General features: G+C 69.7%; 13 protein-coding genes, 4 tRNA genes and 2 pseudogenes. 12 read left to right on the forward strand and 7 right to left on the reverse strand.

Annotation, left to right across the window (positions count from 1 at the left end; all coding sequences use genetic code 11):
- Positions 1–132 precede the first annotated feature (132 nt).
- The 3 genes from OG507_RS21690 to OG507_RS21700 are packed head-to-tail and all read left to right on the forward strand — an operon-like array spanning position 133 to position 2,234.
- Positions 133–513, forward strand: a complete 381-nt coding sequence (locus OG507_RS21690; RefSeq protein ID WP_327368852.1) for a hypothetical protein — start codon at positions 133–135, stop codon at positions 511–513.
- 60 nt (positions 514–573) lie between these two features.
- On the forward strand, positions 574–1,389 hold the full coding sequence (locus OG507_RS21695; protein WP_327368853.1) for a DsbA family protein: 816 nt from the start codon (positions 574–576) through the stop codon (positions 1,387–1,389).
- A complete protein-coding gene (locus tag OG507_RS21700; RefSeq protein ID WP_327368854.1) occupies positions 1,386–2,234 on the forward strand; it encodes a cytochrome c biogenesis CcdA family protein in 849 nt (282 codons plus the stop codon). The genes OG507_RS21695 and OG507_RS21700 overlap by 4 nt, the downstream gene beginning before the upstream one ends.
- Positions 2,235–2,272: 38 nt before the next feature.
- On the opposite strand, the gene OG507_RS21705 is transcribed toward OG507_RS21700, so the two are convergent.
- The 3 genes from OG507_RS21705 to OG507_RS21715 form a co-directional block, all read right to left on the reverse strand.
- Positions 2,273–2,349 (reverse strand) — tRNA-Phe (locus OG507_RS21705).
- Positions 2,350–2,371: 22 nt separating this feature from the next.
- A tRNA-Asp gene (locus OG507_RS21710) sits at positions 2,372–2,446 on the reverse strand.
- A 38-nt stretch (positions 2,447–2,484) separates the two neighbouring features.
- Positions 2,485–2,557 (reverse strand) — tRNA-Glu (locus tag OG507_RS21715).
- 263 nt (positions 2,558–2,820) lie between these two features.
- On the opposite strand from OG507_RS21715, the gene OG507_RS21720 reads away from it, so the two are divergent.
- From OG507_RS21720 to OG507_RS21740, 5 genes are all read left to right on the forward strand, one after another.
- Entirely contained in the window at positions 2,821–3,171 is a 351-nt protein-coding gene (locus OG507_RS21720) for a metallopeptidase family protein (RefSeq protein ID WP_030929660.1), read from the forward strand.
- Positions 3,172–3,367: 196 nt separating this feature from the next.
- Entirely contained in the window at positions 3,368–3,937 is a 570-nt protein-coding gene (locus OG507_RS21725) for a hypothetical protein (protein ID WP_327368855.1), read from the forward strand.
- A 198-nt stretch (positions 3,938–4,135) separates the two neighbouring features.
- Positions 4,136–6,397, forward strand: a complete 2,262-nt coding sequence (locus OG507_RS21730; protein ID WP_327368856.1) for a DEAD/DEAH box helicase — start codon at positions 4,136–4,138, stop codon at positions 6,395–6,397.
- Between the two features lie 250 nt (positions 6,398–6,647).
- Positions 6,648–8,189, forward strand: coding sequence for an amino acid permease (locus tag OG507_RS21735; RefSeq protein WP_327368857.1), 1,542 nt, complete (start codon positions 6,648–6,650; stop codon positions 8,187–8,189).
- Positions 8,190–8,270: 81 nt separating this feature from the next.
- Positions 8,271–8,343: transfer RNA gene (locus tag OG507_RS21740), tRNA-Lys, on the forward strand.
- Between the two features lie 34 nt (positions 8,344–8,377).
- Here OG507_RS21740 and OG507_RS21745 read toward each other — a convergent pair.
- A pseudogene (locus OG507_RS21745) lies at positions 8,378–9,123 on the reverse strand (site-specific integrase); the annotation flags it as partial.
- A gap of 120 nt (positions 9,124–9,243) precedes the next feature.
- On the opposite strand from OG507_RS21745, the gene OG507_RS21750 reads away from it, so the two are divergent.
- Complete coding sequence (locus tag OG507_RS21750; protein ID WP_327368858.1) at positions 9,244–9,810, forward strand: hypothetical protein; 567 nt, start codon at positions 9,244–9,246, stop codon at positions 9,808–9,810.
- Here the strand turns inward: OG507_RS21750 and OG507_RS21755 are convergent.
- The 3 genes and pseudogenes from OG507_RS21755 to OG507_RS21765 form a co-directional block, all read right to left on the reverse strand.
- The gene (locus OG507_RS21755) at positions 9,728–10,558 is read right to left on the reverse strand and encodes an IS5 family transposase (protein ID WP_327368859.1); all 831 of its coding nucleotides are present in this window, start codon (positions 10,556–10,558) and stop codon (positions 9,728–9,730) included. The genes OG507_RS21750 and OG507_RS21755 overlap by 83 nt on opposite strands.
- A 271-nt stretch (positions 10,559–10,829) precedes the next feature.
- Positions 10,830–11,699: pseudogene (locus tag OG507_RS21760) on the reverse strand (site-specific integrase); the annotation flags it as partial.
- Positions 11,696–12,376 (reverse strand): helix-turn-helix domain-containing protein, encoded by a 681-nt coding sequence (locus tag OG507_RS21765; protein WP_327368860.1) that lies wholly within the window; start codon positions 12,374–12,376, stop codon positions 11,696–11,698. The gene OG507_RS21765 and the pseudogene OG507_RS21760, both read right to left, overlap by 4 nt.
- A 94-nt stretch (positions 12,377–12,470) precedes the next feature.
- Here OG507_RS21765 and OG507_RS21770 point away from each other — a divergent pair, with 94 nt between their 5' ends.
- The 3 genes from OG507_RS21770 (at position 12,471) to OG507_RS21780 (ending at position 15,439) form a co-directional block, all read left to right on the forward strand.
- The gene (locus OG507_RS21770) at positions 12,471–12,701 is read left to right on the forward strand and encodes a hypothetical protein (RefSeq protein ID WP_327368861.1); all 231 of its coding nucleotides are present in this window, start codon (positions 12,471–12,473) and stop codon (positions 12,699–12,701) included.
- A gap of 215 nt (positions 12,702–12,916) precedes the next feature.
- A complete protein-coding gene (locus OG507_RS21775; protein WP_327368862.1) occupies positions 12,917–14,242 on the forward strand; it encodes a DUF3631 domain-containing protein in 1,326 nt (441 codons plus the stop codon).
- A gap of 369 nt (positions 14,243–14,611) precedes the next feature.
- Entirely contained in the window at positions 14,612–15,439 is an 828-nt protein-coding gene (locus OG507_RS21780; RefSeq protein WP_327368863.1) for a DUF2637 domain-containing protein, read from the forward strand.
- The last annotated feature ends 40 nt before the right edge of the window (positions 15,440–15,479 follow it).

Raw genomic sequence — 15,479 nt, forward strand, 5'->3', positions numbered from 1 at the left:
GCCCGACGAACGGCGAACGTATTTCGTGCGGTCCGGGTCACCATGTCGGCACTGCGCGCAGCCGCGGGGTCACAGCACGTACCATTTCCGGCAGCTGACCACCCATTGCCCCTGTCCGGAAAGGCCGGTCCCGTGTCCCGTACGCAGTGGTGCTGCCTGATGGCGGTGCTCGCGGTCGTACTGGGACTGCTCTGCGGACCGGCGACGGCCGGCGTGGCTGCTGATGAGGCCGGCGCCGGGAGCGTGGCTGCCACGGACAGTCCCACCGTCGTCGTGTCGGCCATGGACCGGGACGGTGCCCCGGGCTGCGGCAGGAGCCGGAAGCACGAGGACGGCGAGCCCGCGCTGCCGGGCCGGGCCCGTGCGGCGTACGACCAGGCGCCCGGCCTCGCCCAGTGGGGCCTGCCCGCCGCCACCGGCCAGGGACCGGTCCGCCCGTCCGTATGGATAAGGCTGCACGGCCCCGCGGCTGCCGCGCCCACTCCGGTCGAGCTCTCCGTGCTGAGGGTGTAGACGACCGCTCTCCGACCGGCCGTCCCTCTTCCCTCCCGCATCACCAGCACGGAGTCCCGCATGCCCAAGTCCCAGTCCTCACGTACGCCGTCGTCCCGGAAGCCGCTGATCTACGGCGCCGGAGTCGTACTCGCCGCGGCCCTGCTCGGTTACGTCTCCTACCGGGCCACCGCCCCCGACCGCTCGGGCTCTTCCTCCTCCTCCTCCTCCTCCTCCTCCTCGGTCGCCGAGGTCACCACGGACCCGGACGCCGGTGTCTATCCCGAGCTGGAGAAGCTCGCCCGGCGCGACGCCGGTGACAAGCTCGCGCAGGGCCGCGAGGACGCACCCGTCGTCCTCATCGAGTACGCCGACTTCAAGTGCGGCTACTGCGGCAAGTTCGCCCGCGACACCGAACCCGCCCTGGTGAAGAAGTACGTCGACAACGGCACCCTGCGCATCGAGTGGCGCAACTTCCCGATCTTCGGCGCCGAGTCCGAGGCCGTCGCGCGCGCCGCATGGGCAGCGGGGCAGCAGAGCCGCTTCTGGCAGTTCCACCGCGCCGCGTACGCCGAGGGCGCCAAGGAGAAGGGGTTCGGCAAGGACCGGCTGAAGGCGCTCGCCCAGCAGGCCGGGGTCGCTGACCTCGACCGGTTCGCGCGGGACATGGACGGCTCCGCCGCCGCCACCGCCGTGGCCAAGGACCAGGAACAGGGGTACGGGATCGGCGCGACCTCCACCCCGACCTTCCTCATCAACGGCCGCCCGGTCGCCGGAGCCCAGCCCGTGGAGACCTTCACCCAGCTCATCGAGGCGGCGGCCGAGAAGGCCCGCGAGACCGAGGACACCAAGAACGGCGAGGGCGCTGAGGGCGCCGCCGAGGGCAGCGCGAAATGACGGCCGACATCGGCTACTTCGCAGCCCTCCTCGGCGGGCTGCTCGCCCTGGTCAGCCCATGCAGCGCACTGCTGCTGCCCGCCTTCTTCGCGTACTCCATCGACTCCGCATCGCGGCTTCTGGCCCGTACCGGCATCTTCTACGCCGGTCTGGCCACCACACTGGTCCCGCTCGGCGCCGCCGGTTCGTACGCCGGACGGCTCTTCTACAGCCACCGCGACGCGCTCGTCCTCGGCGCGGGGTGGCTGATCATCACGCTCGGCATCGCGCAGATCGTCGGGCTGGGCTTCGCCTCGCGCCGGATCGTCGCCCTCAGCGGCCGGATCCGCCCGACCACCGCCGCATCCGTCTATGCGCTGGGCGCCGTGTACGGACTGGCGGGTTTCTGCGCGGGGCCGATCCTCGGCAGCGTCCTCACCGTGGCGGCGGTCAGCGGCAGCCCGGTCTACGGCGGACTGCTGCTCGCCGTCTACGCCCTGGGCATGGCGGTCCCGCTCTTCCTGCTCGCGCTGCTCTGGGAACGCTTCGACCTGGGCCGGCGCGCCTGGCTGCGCGGTCGCACCCTCCGGCTCGGCCGCTTCGAGCTGCACACCACGACGCTGCTGTCCGGGCTCTTCTTCATCGGTCTCGGCGCGCTCTTCCTCGCGTACGACGGGACGACGGCGCTGCCCGGACTGCTGGACGTGGACGACTCGTTCGCCGTCGAGCAGTGGGCCCAGCGCATCGGAGAGCATGTGCCGGACGCGATGGCGCTGGTGGCCGCGGTCGCGGTGGTGCTGCTGGTGCTGGCGGTAAGGGCGTGGCGCGGCCGGGGCGCGAACTCGGCGGAGCGGGAAGAAGCCTGACACGGCGAAGGCCCCGTCCATCGGACGGGGCCTTCGGGTGGTGGCTGGGGCCGGGATCGAACCGGCGACCTATCGCTTTTCAGGCGATCGCTCGTACCAACTGAGCTACCCAGCCACGCAGCTCACAAGGGCTGCAGCGGTCCTGACGGGATTTGAACCCGCGGCCTCCACCTTGACAGGGTGGCGAGCACTCCAAACTGCTCCACAGGACCAAGCTGTTGTGCGACTAAGTGTCGCACAAGGTTGTGCGTGCCCCCAACGGGATTCGAACCCGTGCTACCGCCTTGAAAGGGCGGCGTCCTGGGCCACTAGACGATGAGGGCAGAACTGCTGGTGCTGTTGCTTCTTCGTCTGTCGCCCCAGGGGACGTGAGAAGCATGTGACTCCGCTTTCCCTCAAGAGGTTCCGCTTCTCCTTCAACCTCTAGGGTTTCAGAACGGTCAAGCCCTGACCGGCGCCCTTGGGCACGTCGGAGACTGTACTACGGCATTTCGGCGTCAGCCAAACCGAAATCTCGTCCGGGGTCGGCGGGCGGCGGGCGGTTCGGTCCGGGGCGCGGTGAGCGGCCGTACGGGACAATGACGGGGTGCTGGAGATGACGCGCGAAGAGTTCGAAGAACTGGTCGCCGAGGCGCTGGACCGGATCCCGCCGGAGCTGACGCGGCTGATGGACAACGTCGCGGTGTTCGTCGAGGACGAACCGGACCCCGGCGATCCGGAGCTGCTCGGGCTGTACGAGGGCACGCCGCTGACGGATCGCGGCGAGTGGTACGCGGGGGTGCTGCCGGACCGGATCACCATCTACCGCGGGCCGACGCTGCGTATGTGCGAGTCGCGCGAGGACGTCGTCGCCGAGACCGAGATCACGGTCGTCCATGAGATCGCCCATCACTTCGGCATCGACGACGAGAGGCTGCACGCGCTCGGCTACGGATGAGGTGAGCCGGCTGAGATGAGCCGGCTGGGCATGCGGGCGTGCGAGCGGGCGCGTGAGCGTCGTGCAGGAGGCGTGCGGGAGGTGTGCGGGCCGGGCGTGGGGCGTGTCCCGGGCGGGGCAACGGGAGTTGGGCACAGCGCCCCCCGCTTCACCCCGTACCGCTCCGCCCTCTCTTCGCACCCCCGGAGGTGCCCCCGTGCGCCAGCTGCCCGCCCCCGTCCGATGGGCGGCCGTCATCGCAGTGACGGTCGCCGCGTCCACAGGCTGCATGAGTGTCGGCGACGACGGAGCGAAACCGTCGACGTCGCCGTCGTCAGGGCCGGAGGGGAGCTCGGCCGGGCCGGACGGCGGCACCGTGGCGGGCACGGGCGGCGCCCGCACCGGCGGGGGCGGTGCCGAGGCGCACTCCGAGCGGGAGACGCCCGAATCGCCGGGGGCGAGCGGCTCCGCCCGTCCTTCGGGCTCGCCGGGCGGTGTACGCCCCGGCGTGATCCCGGGTGAGCCGGGGCCGACGGGCGGCGGCGGGCTGCCCGTGCCCTCGGTCGCGCCGCCGGGGCCCGGGGTGCCGCAGCAGCCCGAATCCCCGCCGCCGTCCGAGCCGGCCACTCCCGAGCCGCCCGCCTCGCCCGATCCGGAGCCCTCGGAGCCGTCGCCGCAGCCGTCCTCCTCGCCGGCGGCTCAGCTCCGCAGCCATGCGATGGCCGCGCCGGAGGAGCCGGTGATGCTGCGGACGCCGGACGCATCACCGCAGGTGGGGCCGGTATAGCGGAGGGCAGTTTGCGCAATGTGGGGGGGAGTGCGTATGGTGGCAGATCGTTTGATCCCATTGCCCGGCGCCGAAACAGAAGCGCGCCGTGTGGCGCGTACTCTCCCTTGCCGTGGCTGGACCGCATTGAGGCGGTCGAAATTGCGAATCACGGAGTTACGGGCGCGTGCCGAGACTCCGGAAGGTTTCGCATTTCGCATGTCCAATTTCAGCTCTGACAACACCGTCATGCCCGAGAACGACGAGATTGCCACCGACGCCGAGGCCGTAGTGGCCGAGGCCGCCGCGGTGTCCGAGTCGACCGAGACGGTCGACTCCACCGAGGCCACCACCGACTCCGACACCACCTCCGCCGCAGCCGAGGCCTCTGACGACGCCGACGCCGCCGAGGAGGCCGAGGACGCCGAGCCGACCGTCTCCTTCGCCGATCTGGGCCTGCCCGAGGGCATCGTCCGCAAGCTCGCGCAGAACGGTGTGACCGCGCCCTTCCCGATCCAGGCCGCGACCATCCCGGACGCCCTGGCCGGCAAGGACATCCTGGGCCGCGGCCGTACCGGCTCCGGCAAGACCCTCTCCTTCGGTCTGCCGACCCTGGCCACGCTGGCCGGCGGCCACACCGACAAGAAGAAGCCCCGCGCGGTCATCCTCACCCCGACCCGTGAGCTCGCGATGCAGGTCGCGGACGCGCTGCAGCCGTACGGCGACGTGCTCGGCCTGAAGATGAAGGTCGTCTGCGGCGGTACGTCGATGGGCAACCAGATCTACGCGCTGGAGCGCGGTGTCGACGTCCTCGTCGCCACCCCGGGCCGGCTGCGCGACATCATCAACCGGGGCGCCTGCTCCCTGGAGAACGTCCAGGTCGCCGTCCTCGACGAGGCCGACCAGATGTCCGACCTGGGCTTCCTGCCCGAGGTCACCGAGCTGCTCGACCAGGTTCCGGTCGGCGGTCAGCGCATGCTCTTCTCCGCCACGATGGAGAACGAGATCGGCACGCTGGTCAAGCGCTACCTGAACAACCCGGTGAGCCACGAGGTCGACAGCGCCCAGGGCAACGTCACGACCATGTCGCACCACGTCCTCGTCGTGAAGCCGAAGGACAAGGCGCCGGTCACCTCCGCCATCGCCGCGCGCAAGGGCCGCACGATCATCTTCGTCCGTACCCAGCTGGGAGCGGACCGCATCGCCGAGCAGCTCATCGAGTCGGGCGTGAAGGCGGACGCGCTGCACGGCGGCATGACGCAGGGCGCCCGTACCCGCGTTCTTGAGGACTTCAAGAAGGGTTACGTCAACGCGCTCGTCGCGACCGACGTCGCCGCCCGCGGTATCCACGTCGACGGCATCGACCTGGTCCTGAACGTGGACCCGGCCGGTGACCACAAGGACTACCTGCACCGCTCGGGCCGTACCGCCCGGGCCGGCAAGTCCGGTGTCGTCGTCTCGCTGGCGCTGCCGCACCAGCGCCGCCAGATCTTCCGCCTGATGGAGGACGCGGGCGTCGACGCCTCCCGCCACATCGTGCAGGGCGCGGGTGTCTTCGAGCCGGAGGTCGCCGAGATCACCGGTGCCCGTTCGCTGACCGAGGTCCAGGCCGACTCCGCGAACAACGCCGCCAAGCAGGCGGAGCGCGAGGTCGCCGACCTGACCAAGCAGCTGGAGCGTGTCCAGCGCCGCGCCGGTGAGCTGCGCGAGGAGGCCGATCGCCTGGTCGCCCGTGCCGCGCGCGAGCGGGGCGACGACCCGGAGCTGGCGGTGGCCGAGGCCGCCGCCGAGGCGGAGGCCGCGATCGAGGCCGCCGTGTCCGTGCCCGAGCAGCCCGCTGCCCGTGACGAGCGTCGCGACGACCGCGGCAACTTCGAGCGCCGGGACAACCGCGGCGGCGACCGTGGCGGTTACCGCGGTGGCAACGACCGTCGTGATGACCGTCGTGACGACCGCGGTGGTGACCGTGGTGGTTTCCAGCGTCGTGACGACCGTCCGGCCGGTGGTTTCCGCCGTGACAACGACCGTCCGTCCTTCAGCCGCGACCGTCGTGACGACCGCGGTGGTGACCGTGGTGGTTTCCAGCGTCGTGACGACCGTCCGGCCGGTGGTTTCCGCCGTGACAACGACCGTCCCTCCTTCAACCGCGACCGTCGTGACGACCGGCCCTCGGGCGGCTTCCGCTCCAACGACCGTCGTGACGACCGCGGTGGCCGTTCCTTCGACCGCCGTGACAACGACCGTCCGGCGTTCAACCGCGACCGTCGTGACGAGCGCCCGTCGGGCGGCTTCCGCTCCGGCGGCAGCGACCGTCCGTTCAACCGCGACCGTCGTGACGACCGTCCCTCCGGCGGCTTCCGCTCCGGTGGCGGCGACCGTCCGACCGGCCGCCGCGACGACCACCGTGGCACCGGTACCGGCACCAACACCGGTTCCTTCGGCCGCCGTGACGACAAGCCGCGCTGGAAGCGCAACGGCTGAACACGCTGAAGCGGACCCGCTGAAGGTCTGCTGAGGTTCTTCGGAGGCGGGCCCGCTCTTGACGAGCGGGCCCGCTTTCCGTCTTCTACGGCGATGTGCCGGCCCGTCACATCTGCAAGGGGATCTTCCGACACGGATGTTTCGCGTCGGGTACGGGCCGGGGCAGGCTCCTTTCGGGGCCCGGCATGTTTTCCCAGTCGTAACCATGGCGACCGCATGCGTGCTCCGGCGCGAGGGCATCGCTGGGGACATGACAAAAGACACCGGCGAGGACAGGCGGCCGACGGGCGTTTCCGACGAGGAACGTCTCGCGCAGCTCGGGTACACACAGACGCTGGCCCGGCGTATGTCGGCGTTCTCCAACTACGCCGTCTCGTTCACGATCATCTCGGTGCTCTCCGGCTGTCTCACGCTCTACCTCTTCGGCATGAACACGGGCGGCCCCGCCGTCATCACGTGGGGCTGGGTCGGAGTCGGCCTGATGACGCTGTTCGTCGGCCTGGCGATGGCCGAGATCTGTTCGGCGTACCCGACCTCCGCCGGTCTCTACTTCTGGGCCCACCGGCTGGCCCCGCCGCGCTCGGCGGCGGCCTGGGCCTGGTTCACGGGCTGGTTCAACGTCCTCGGCCAGGTCGCCGTCACCGCCGGGATCGACTTCGGGGCGGCGTCCTTCCTGGGCGCGTATCTGAACCTCCAGTTCGGATTCGAGGTCACGCCCACCCGTACGATCCTGCTCTTCGCCGCGATCCTGCTGGTGCACGGTCTGCTCAACACCTTCGGTGTGGGGATCGTCGCGGTCCTGAACAGCGTGAGCGTGTGGTGGCACGTCCTCGGCGTCGCCGTCATCGTCGGCGCGCTGACCTTCGTGCCGGACTCGCATCAGTCGGCGTCGTTCGTCTTCACCGAGTTCGTGAACAACACCGGCTGGGGCAACGGCTTCTACGTCGTGATGATCGGTCTGCTGATGGCCCAGTACACCTTCACCGGCTACGACGCCTCCGCCCATATGACGGAGGAGACCCACGACGCGGCCACGGCGGGCCCGCGCGGCATCGTCCAGTCGATCTGGACGTCCTGGATCGCCGGCTTCGTCCTCCTGCTCGGCTTCACGTTCGCCATCCAGTCGTACGACGGAGCGCTGAACTCCCCGACCGGCGCCCCGCCCGCCCAGATCCTCCTGGACGCCCTCGGCGCGACCACCGGCAAGTTTCTGCTGCTGATCGTGATCGGCGCCCAGCTCTTCTGCGGCATGGCGTCCGTGACCGCCAACAGCCGCATGATCTACGCCTTCTCCCGCGACGGTGCCCTGCCCTTCTCCCGCCTCTGGCACACCGTCAGCCCGCGCACCCGCACCCCCGTGGCCGCGGTCTGGCTCGCCGCCATCGGCGCCCTGGCCCTGGGCCTCCCGTATCTGATCAACGTCACGGCGTACGCGGCGGTGACCTCGATCGCCGTGATCGGCCTGTACATCGCCTACGTCATCCCCACCCTGCTCCGCCTGCTCCGGGGCGACGACTTCACCCCGGGCCCCTGGCACCTGGGCCGCTGGTCCCGCCCGATCGGCATCGTCGCGGTGGCCTGGGTCGTGGTCATCACGGTGCTCTTCATGCTGCCGCAGGTCTCGCCGGTCACCTGGGAGACGTTCAACTACGCCCCCATCGCGGTCCTGGTGGTCCTCGGCTTCGCGGCGACATGGTGGCTGGCCTCCGCCCGCCACTGGTTCCTCAACCCGGATCACACACGCACGACCACCCCCGACGCTCCTGCCCGAACCCCCTCCCACACCCCTTGATCCGAGCGCGACCGGGCCCGGCAACCAATACCCGATCGGCGGCCGGGCCCCGGCGGGCTATGCTCAGGGGTGATTCGCCGAGGGCCGTTAGCTCAATTGGCAGAGCAGCGGACTTTTAATCCGTTGGTTGTGGGTTCGAGTCCCACACGGCCTACTGTCGGCAGGGAGGGGAAACCCCCTCTGACCTGCTACTTAGCGTCCCGATCGGTTTCATCCGGTCGGGGCGCTTCGTCTTTCCCGGCCTCTTGCGTGAGCGATGCGTGAGCGGACGGCCCGACAGCAGGCGCTACGGAGGGGGCTTTACGAGCACGTGGCACCAGAGCAGCGGCGGCTTCTGCGGCAGCTTTGTCGACCTCGGGCAGCAGGCTCGTGTACGTGTCCGAGGTCAGCGTGATCGTGGAGTGGCGCAGCGTCTCCTTGATCGTGTGCAGATCGCGCCCCCGCCGTGGGTGAGGGTGGCCGCGACGTGACGCAGATCGCGCAGGGTGATGGGCGGCAGGTCGGTGGTGGCGAGGATGCGTCGGAACGTCTCGGAGACCGTCTCAGGGTGCAACCAGGAGCCGTCTTCGCGAGTGAAGACCTTGCCAGTCTCGTTCCAAGCGGTGCCCCACTTTTCCCGGGCGTTCAGCATGGCCGTGTGGTGCTCTCGCAGGAGAGCGACGTTGACGCTGTCCAGAGCGATCGTGCCGGCGCTGCCGTCCGTCTTGGGGGCGGACTCGTACGGATCCCAGCCGTCGACCACGATCTCTTTGGCCGGTGTGATGAGGCCGGCGTTCAGGTCGACGTCGGTCCAGTTCTGGCCAACGGCTTCGCCTCGGCGGAGACCGCGGGTGCCTACGAGGTGGAAGAGCGTGTAGAGCCGGTCGGCTTCGGCTGCGTCCAGGAACGTTCCGAACTGCGCTGGCGTCCAGACCATCACTGGTGAAGGAAGCTCAGTGCGTTGTGGCAAAGGGAGTCCCTGTTCGATGAGCAGGGGCTTCTTCGTGTGCGGGGTGTGATCGTGGAGGGGTAGGGGCAGGCAGCGGGCGGCTTGTTGTTGATCGAGGAGGTTGTGATGCCGTCGGTGCTGGGGTTGATGGAGCGGCGTGAGGCGCGGGCGAGGCAGGAGCTGGAGTCCTGGACGGAGGTCCTCGAGCAGGCTCAGGCGGAGGTGGATGCCGCGCGGGAGCGGGTCGAGCGGGCCCGGGTGGGGTGTGAGGAGCTGGTGTCGGTGCTGGCCGAGGAGAGCGCGGTGGATACGCCGGTTTCTGTGCTGTCTGGTGGTGAGGTGGCTGCCGCTGGGGGACCGAACGGTTCAGGCCCGGTGCATGGTGGGCGGCCGCCGGTGTGGCGGCCGGGCATCGGTGAGGAGGTGCTCAGCGGCGTGTATCGGGAGGTGTTCGCCGCGGTGGTGGCCGCTTCGGGGCCGGTGAACGGGGTGGAGCTGACCCGGGCGGTGGGCCGGGAGGCGGAGATCAAGAACGAGGTGGAGAAGATCCGTCACCGTGCCTATGTGCTGGAGAAGCGGGGCTGGCTGCTGCGGGCGGAGGACGGGCGGTTCACGCCGGCGCCGGGAGCAGTCGCTCGGGACGCTTCTCCGGCCAGCGCGGAGCGTCTGCGGCCAGGCGCCTCGACAGCCTGATCACGGCGGCCCACCACACCATCTGCTGGTGGTGATCGGGGCGGCGTTCGTGGTCGCGGTTGAGGCGGCGTGAGCGGGAGAGCCAGCTCAGCGTTCGCTCCACCACCCACCTGCGGGCCAGTACGACAAATCCGCGTTGTCCGTCGGACCGGCGCACGACCTCGATCCGCACCCCGTGGCGGGCGAACGCCTTCGCCAGCGCCGGACCCTGGCAGGCGCTGTCGACCCACACCAGCTTCAGCAGCCGGCCCGGCTGTTCCATGAATGCCTCCAGCAGCGCCGGGGCGGCCTTGGAGTCATGCACATCCGCTGTGGTCACGGTGACCTCCAGGAGCAGGCCCTCTGTGTCGGTCAGGATGTGGCGCTTGCGGCCGTCACATGACTTGCCCCCGTCGTATCCGCGACTGTCCTCACCGACGGTTTCGGAGGCGTCCACCGACTGACTGTCGATGATCCCCCCACTGGGCTCGGCGTTGCGGCCCGTGCGTTCCCTCGCCGAGCGTCGCAGGCGTTCGTACAGCTCACGCACGTAGTCGTAGGACCGCCAGCGGCGGAAGAAATCGTAGACCGCCCGCCAGTACGGGAAGTCGACCGGCAGAGCCGTCCACTTCACACCGTTGTCGACGAGGTAGCGCACCGCGTCGAGCATCTCGCGATGGCAAAACGCCTCCGGACGCCCGCCCCGCTTCAGGAGCCAGGCCGGCACCGGCATCACGGAGCGGACCTCGGCCCACTCCGCGTCCGTCATGTCACTCGGATAGCAGCCTGCCCGCCGCCCCGCAGCGATCGAACCGAACCGGTGCACGTAGCAGTCACACCCAAGGGTGACCGCAGTGGACGCAGGCACAGCAGAGATGGTCAACTCGTCCGACAACGGGCCTCCTTGCTCGTGACCGGCCTCAACAACCACGTCACTACCAAGGGGCCCGTTTCTCTATGCCCACGACCGCACCGGCATCTCTGTCCGAATGATCACCCGCACCGCGGGCTTCGAACGAGATCCGGTTTGCCACAACGCACTCACCCGTGGCACGCCAGCGTTCCACTCGCTGTTCGGTCCAGAGCAGAGGCTTCGGGCGCTTGCCGGACTCCAGCTCGACGTGGGAGGCCGGGTTGAAGGTGATGTACTGCTGGGCGATCGCCGCGTTCAACGCCGCTCGCAGCGTGCGCCGGATGCTCTGCTGCGTCGCTGGTCCGGTGATTTTCCGGAACGGCCTCATCTCGGCGAGCTTTGCCCGCTCGCTGGCGAGCCGTGCCCGTTCGGCTGCGACGGGGCGGCCGGGCTTGCTGGGCTTGCACCTGGCGATCTGCTCGCGCCGTTCGAGGTTCTCCGCCTGGATCACCTCGTTGGCGTCGGCTATGCCGTCGTACATCTCCACCAGGTGGCCGACGTTGAGACGGTCGAGGCGGACATGGCCGATGCGAGGCTTCAGATGGACGCGGATGTGCGAGGCGTATCCGTTGAGCGTCGTCTTCCGTGACTTCTTCGAGGAAAGCCACTGATCGAGCCATTCGGCTACAGTCCGCCGGCCGATCAAGTCCAAGCCCGCCCTGAAGCGCCTGCGGGTGTCCTCGATGCCGGGCAACGGAGTTTTCTCGTCCGCGACCTGTTCGAGCAGGGCCGCTATGCGGGCGAGATCGTGAGCGTCGTCCGAATCGGCGATGGAGATCAGAGCCCGTACGTGGTCCAGATCTGTCTGTGCGGCTTTCAGCGTCGCGTAGCCAGCTCGGTTGAAGGAACGGCGGGTGCCGTCCTCGCGGGGCGGGAGTTCCTGGCGTATGGAGTAGGAGCCGTGCTTTCGGCCGGCGAGCTTAGGGCACTTTTTGCCGAGAGGCTTGCCGGTCTTGGGGTCGCGGCAGTAGCAGCGGCGGTGGGTGGAGCCCTTCAAGGGCGTTCCTCCGTAGTGATATCAGGGGCCCATTCGGGCGGGTCGACGTCGTGGAGTGCGGCTGGGAGGTCGGGTGGGATGGCTCCGTCGTCGAGGAGCTCCCGGCGGAGGTAACGGAGCTTGTACTTGGCGGAGATGGCCTGGTCGGCGTACGCACTCCGCTTGCGTTCGGCTTCTTCCTGCTGAGCGCGGCTGGTTGCCGTCCTGGCCGCGAACCGCGCCTGCTCTTGTTCGTCGAGGGCGGCCAGGGCGGTGCGCACGAGACTGGCGTGGGCTTCGAAGTCGGGGACCAGGCCAGCGTCGTGTCCGGGGACTTCCTGTTCTCCGGTGAAGCGCCGCAGAGCGTCCCAGGTCGGCACGAGGCTCTGGAAGGGGAGTTCCTGGGTCCGGTCGACGTAGCCGACCGGGAAGACCAGGCAGGCCGGATACGTCTCCAACGCAGCGGCCAGGACGAGGACGTCCACCAGCGGGAGGCTGGCCCGGCGTCCCGACTCCATGTTGGCGATCACGTTGCGCGGAATGGGATGCCCGAGTTCTTCGCACCGGTCGGCCAGGTCCTGCGCGCTCCATCCCATCTCCTTCCTTCTCCGGCGGACTTCTCCGGCCACGTTGGCCTGGACCCGGTCCACCCACTCCGGGAAGTCGTCCTCTTCATCATCGAAACTGCGTTGTGTCATACAGACACATTAGCTTGAGGATGCTGATTGATAGACGCCTGGAGCTGGACGTGATGACCGCGTTCGCCGAGGGCTGTACCGAAAGGGATGCCGCATGTGCGAAAACATCACAGGAGGGCGACCCGGGGGGATGAGCCGGGAGGATTTGCTGGCCCTGCCGGTAGCCGTTGACCTGGAGACCGGTAATCGTGCCCTGGGTCTCGGCCGGAGCAAGGGGTATGAGCTGGCGAAGAGGGGCGCGTACCCGTGCAAGGTCCTGCGGCTCGGCAACGCCTACCGGGTTGTGACCGCAGATCTGCTGGATCTGCTCGGGCTGGCGGCGTGAACGGGCGGTGCCATAGCAAACGGTTCTGCGTTGAGCTGACACAGAATCGCTGGACTGTTGGCGGGTGTGGCCGTACGGTCCGTGTTCCCTCGGGCAACGAAGGGGGCCTCCGGCGACGCAACGCCGGAGGCCCGAGCAACCCCGAGCGGCCCTGGAAGAACCAACCCGGCGGCCAGGGCGCGCAAGCCCGCCACCGCCAGACGAGGAGCTGCCCCGTGGAACACGCGGAAGCCGAGCCCTATTCCACCCCCGACAAGCCCGCGTGGCCGCCGGTCGCCGTACCCGGGCGGCCGGACCACCTCCAGGGCGAAACCCGCGAGCACCCCGACCGCAGCGCCCAGTACGCCACCTCGGCGGGACACACCGCCCCACAGGCGGCACCGGGCCCGGAGGTGATACCTGGCGCTGAGTCGATCGCCGACCCGGAGCCGACAGCAGGGTCGGCGCTGCTGGACGAACTGCGCTCCCAGATAGCGAAGTTCGTGATCCTTCCCTCCGCTGAGGCGCTGGACGCGGTCACGCTGTGGGTGGCTGCGACGCATCTTCAACCCGCGTGGCAGCACGCGCCACGGCTGGCCGTGGTGGGGCCGGCGAAGCGGTGCGGCAAGTCCCGGCTGCTCGACGTGCTGACCGAGACGGTCCACGAGCCGATGATCACCATCAACACCACGCCGGCCGCGGTCTTCCGGTCGATCACGGAGGAACCGCCCACCCTGCTGGTGGACGAGGCGGACACGATCTTCGGCACACCCAAGCAGGCGGAGAAGAACGAAGAGATGCGCGGCCTGCTCAACGCGGGTCACCAGCGCAACCGTTACGTCACGCGGGTCGTCGGCAACGACCACATCCCGCATCGGTTCGCGACGTTCGCGATGGCGGCGCTCGCCGGAATCGGCGACCTGCCCGACACCATCATGGACAGGGCCGTGGTGGTCCGCATGCGTCGTCGGGCCGAGGGCGAGCGCGTCAAGCCGTTTCGGTCACGCCGCGACATACCCGCCCTGCACGAGCTGCGGGACCGGATAGCGCAGTGGGCCAAGCCGCAGATGGACGTAGCGGCGGAACGAGAGCCGGACATGCCGGTGGAGGACCGGGCCGCCGACACCTGGGAGCCGTTGGTCATCGTCGCGGACCTCGCCGCCGGGCCCTGGCCCCGCCTCGCCCGCACAGCATGCGGGCGGATGGTCGCCACGGAGGTCGAAGTGGAAGAGGACCGGCCCGGCGGAGCGCGGATCCTGGCCGACATCCGCAGGGCCTTCGCCGCTCAGCGCGAGCCCGACAGCCTCACCACGGAGGACATCCTCCGTCTGCTCCGTCAGGACCCCGAAAGCCCCTGGGCGGAGTGGGGACGCGACGGGCTCACCTCCCGCCACCTGGGGGACCTGCTGCGCGAGTTCGGCATCAAGCCCGGCAACGTCCGCCTCGCCGACGGAACCCAGCGCAAGGGGTACACGCGCAACAAGTTCCTCGACGCGTGGCGGCGCTACTGCCCCACCGTCCACCCCGTGGACCACGGGACCGGCGTCCCCGAAGCGGGCTGAGCCCCACGGCCCCAGATGCCGTCCCTGCCGTCCCTGCCGTGATCCCGCAGGTCACACGGCCTGCGCCCAAGACGGCAGTCGCGGCCAAGACGGCAGCGCGGCACTGCAGGGCGTGATCTTCCCCGGACGACGACCAGATCCGTCTTGTGCCGTCCCACGCGTCCCTGCCGTACCGCCGCAGGTCAGACCCGCAGCGGTCGGGACGGCATGACGGGCCCCGCCGTCCCGGCCGGCGCAGAGCCGGGATCGCCCCGCCCACCGGCCGGGACACCAGGGGCCACACCGCGCCGTCCCGGCCCTGACCTGGGCTTGCAACGGCCAAGACGGCCAAGACGGACCACCAGACCACGGACCACAGGAGAACCCCGCTTGTCCCTCTCCGCCCTCTCCTCCCACCGCAAGTCCAGCCCGCCACCCCCAAGGCCGCAGCCGACGAGGCATGCCGCCGAGCGGTACGCGCTCGTCGCCGCAGGGGTCGTCATCGTGGCCCTGACCACCGGCGGCTTCTGGCTCTCCTACGCCCACCTCGCCGAGGTCGCCGGACAGCACGGCCTCGGCAGTTCGCCCACCCGGCAATGGGCCTGGCCCGCGACCTTGGACGCGTTCATCGTCGCCGGCGAACTGCTCATGCTCCGCGCAGGGCTGCGCGCGGTCTCCGACGGCTGGGCCGTCGCCCTGACCGCGACCGGCTCGGTCGGCTCCATTGCGCTCAACGTGGCCGGAGTCAGCGGCACGGGCCATCCCGGCCCCGTGCCCCTACTCGACTACGTCGTCGCTGCCGTACCCCCGACCGCGGCCCTGCTGGCCTTCGGCGTCCTGATGCGGCAGATCCACCAGCTCGTCGACCGGCCTACGGGCGAAACCGAATCGGAATCCGCCCTGTCGCCGGAACCTTCCGCTCAGCCGTCCGATCCCCTCACCGAGCGACCGGTGGCGATTTCCGCTCAGCAGGCGGAAGCTCCGCCGGCACCGAGCGGCAAGCCACGCGGTGGCCGTCCGGCCAGCGCGACGGTCGAGGAACTCGTGGACATCGGGCGAGTCGCCGCAGCCCAGGAAGGAAAGCTGACCCGTGATTGCGTTCAGCAGGCCATACGGGCCAAGGGACATACGGTCGGCGGCAAACGGCTCACCGAAGTGATGAAAACCCTCCGACGCGAACTCGACACCACGATCGGCACCAGGCAGAAGGGCGCCTGACCGCCCAGCCGGTGGGCGCAACTCGCGCGCCCACCGGCCT

The organism is Streptomyces sp. NBC_01217, assembly GCF_035994185.1.
Lineage (GTDB): Bacteria > Actinomycetota > Actinomycetes > Streptomycetales > Streptomycetaceae > Streptomyces.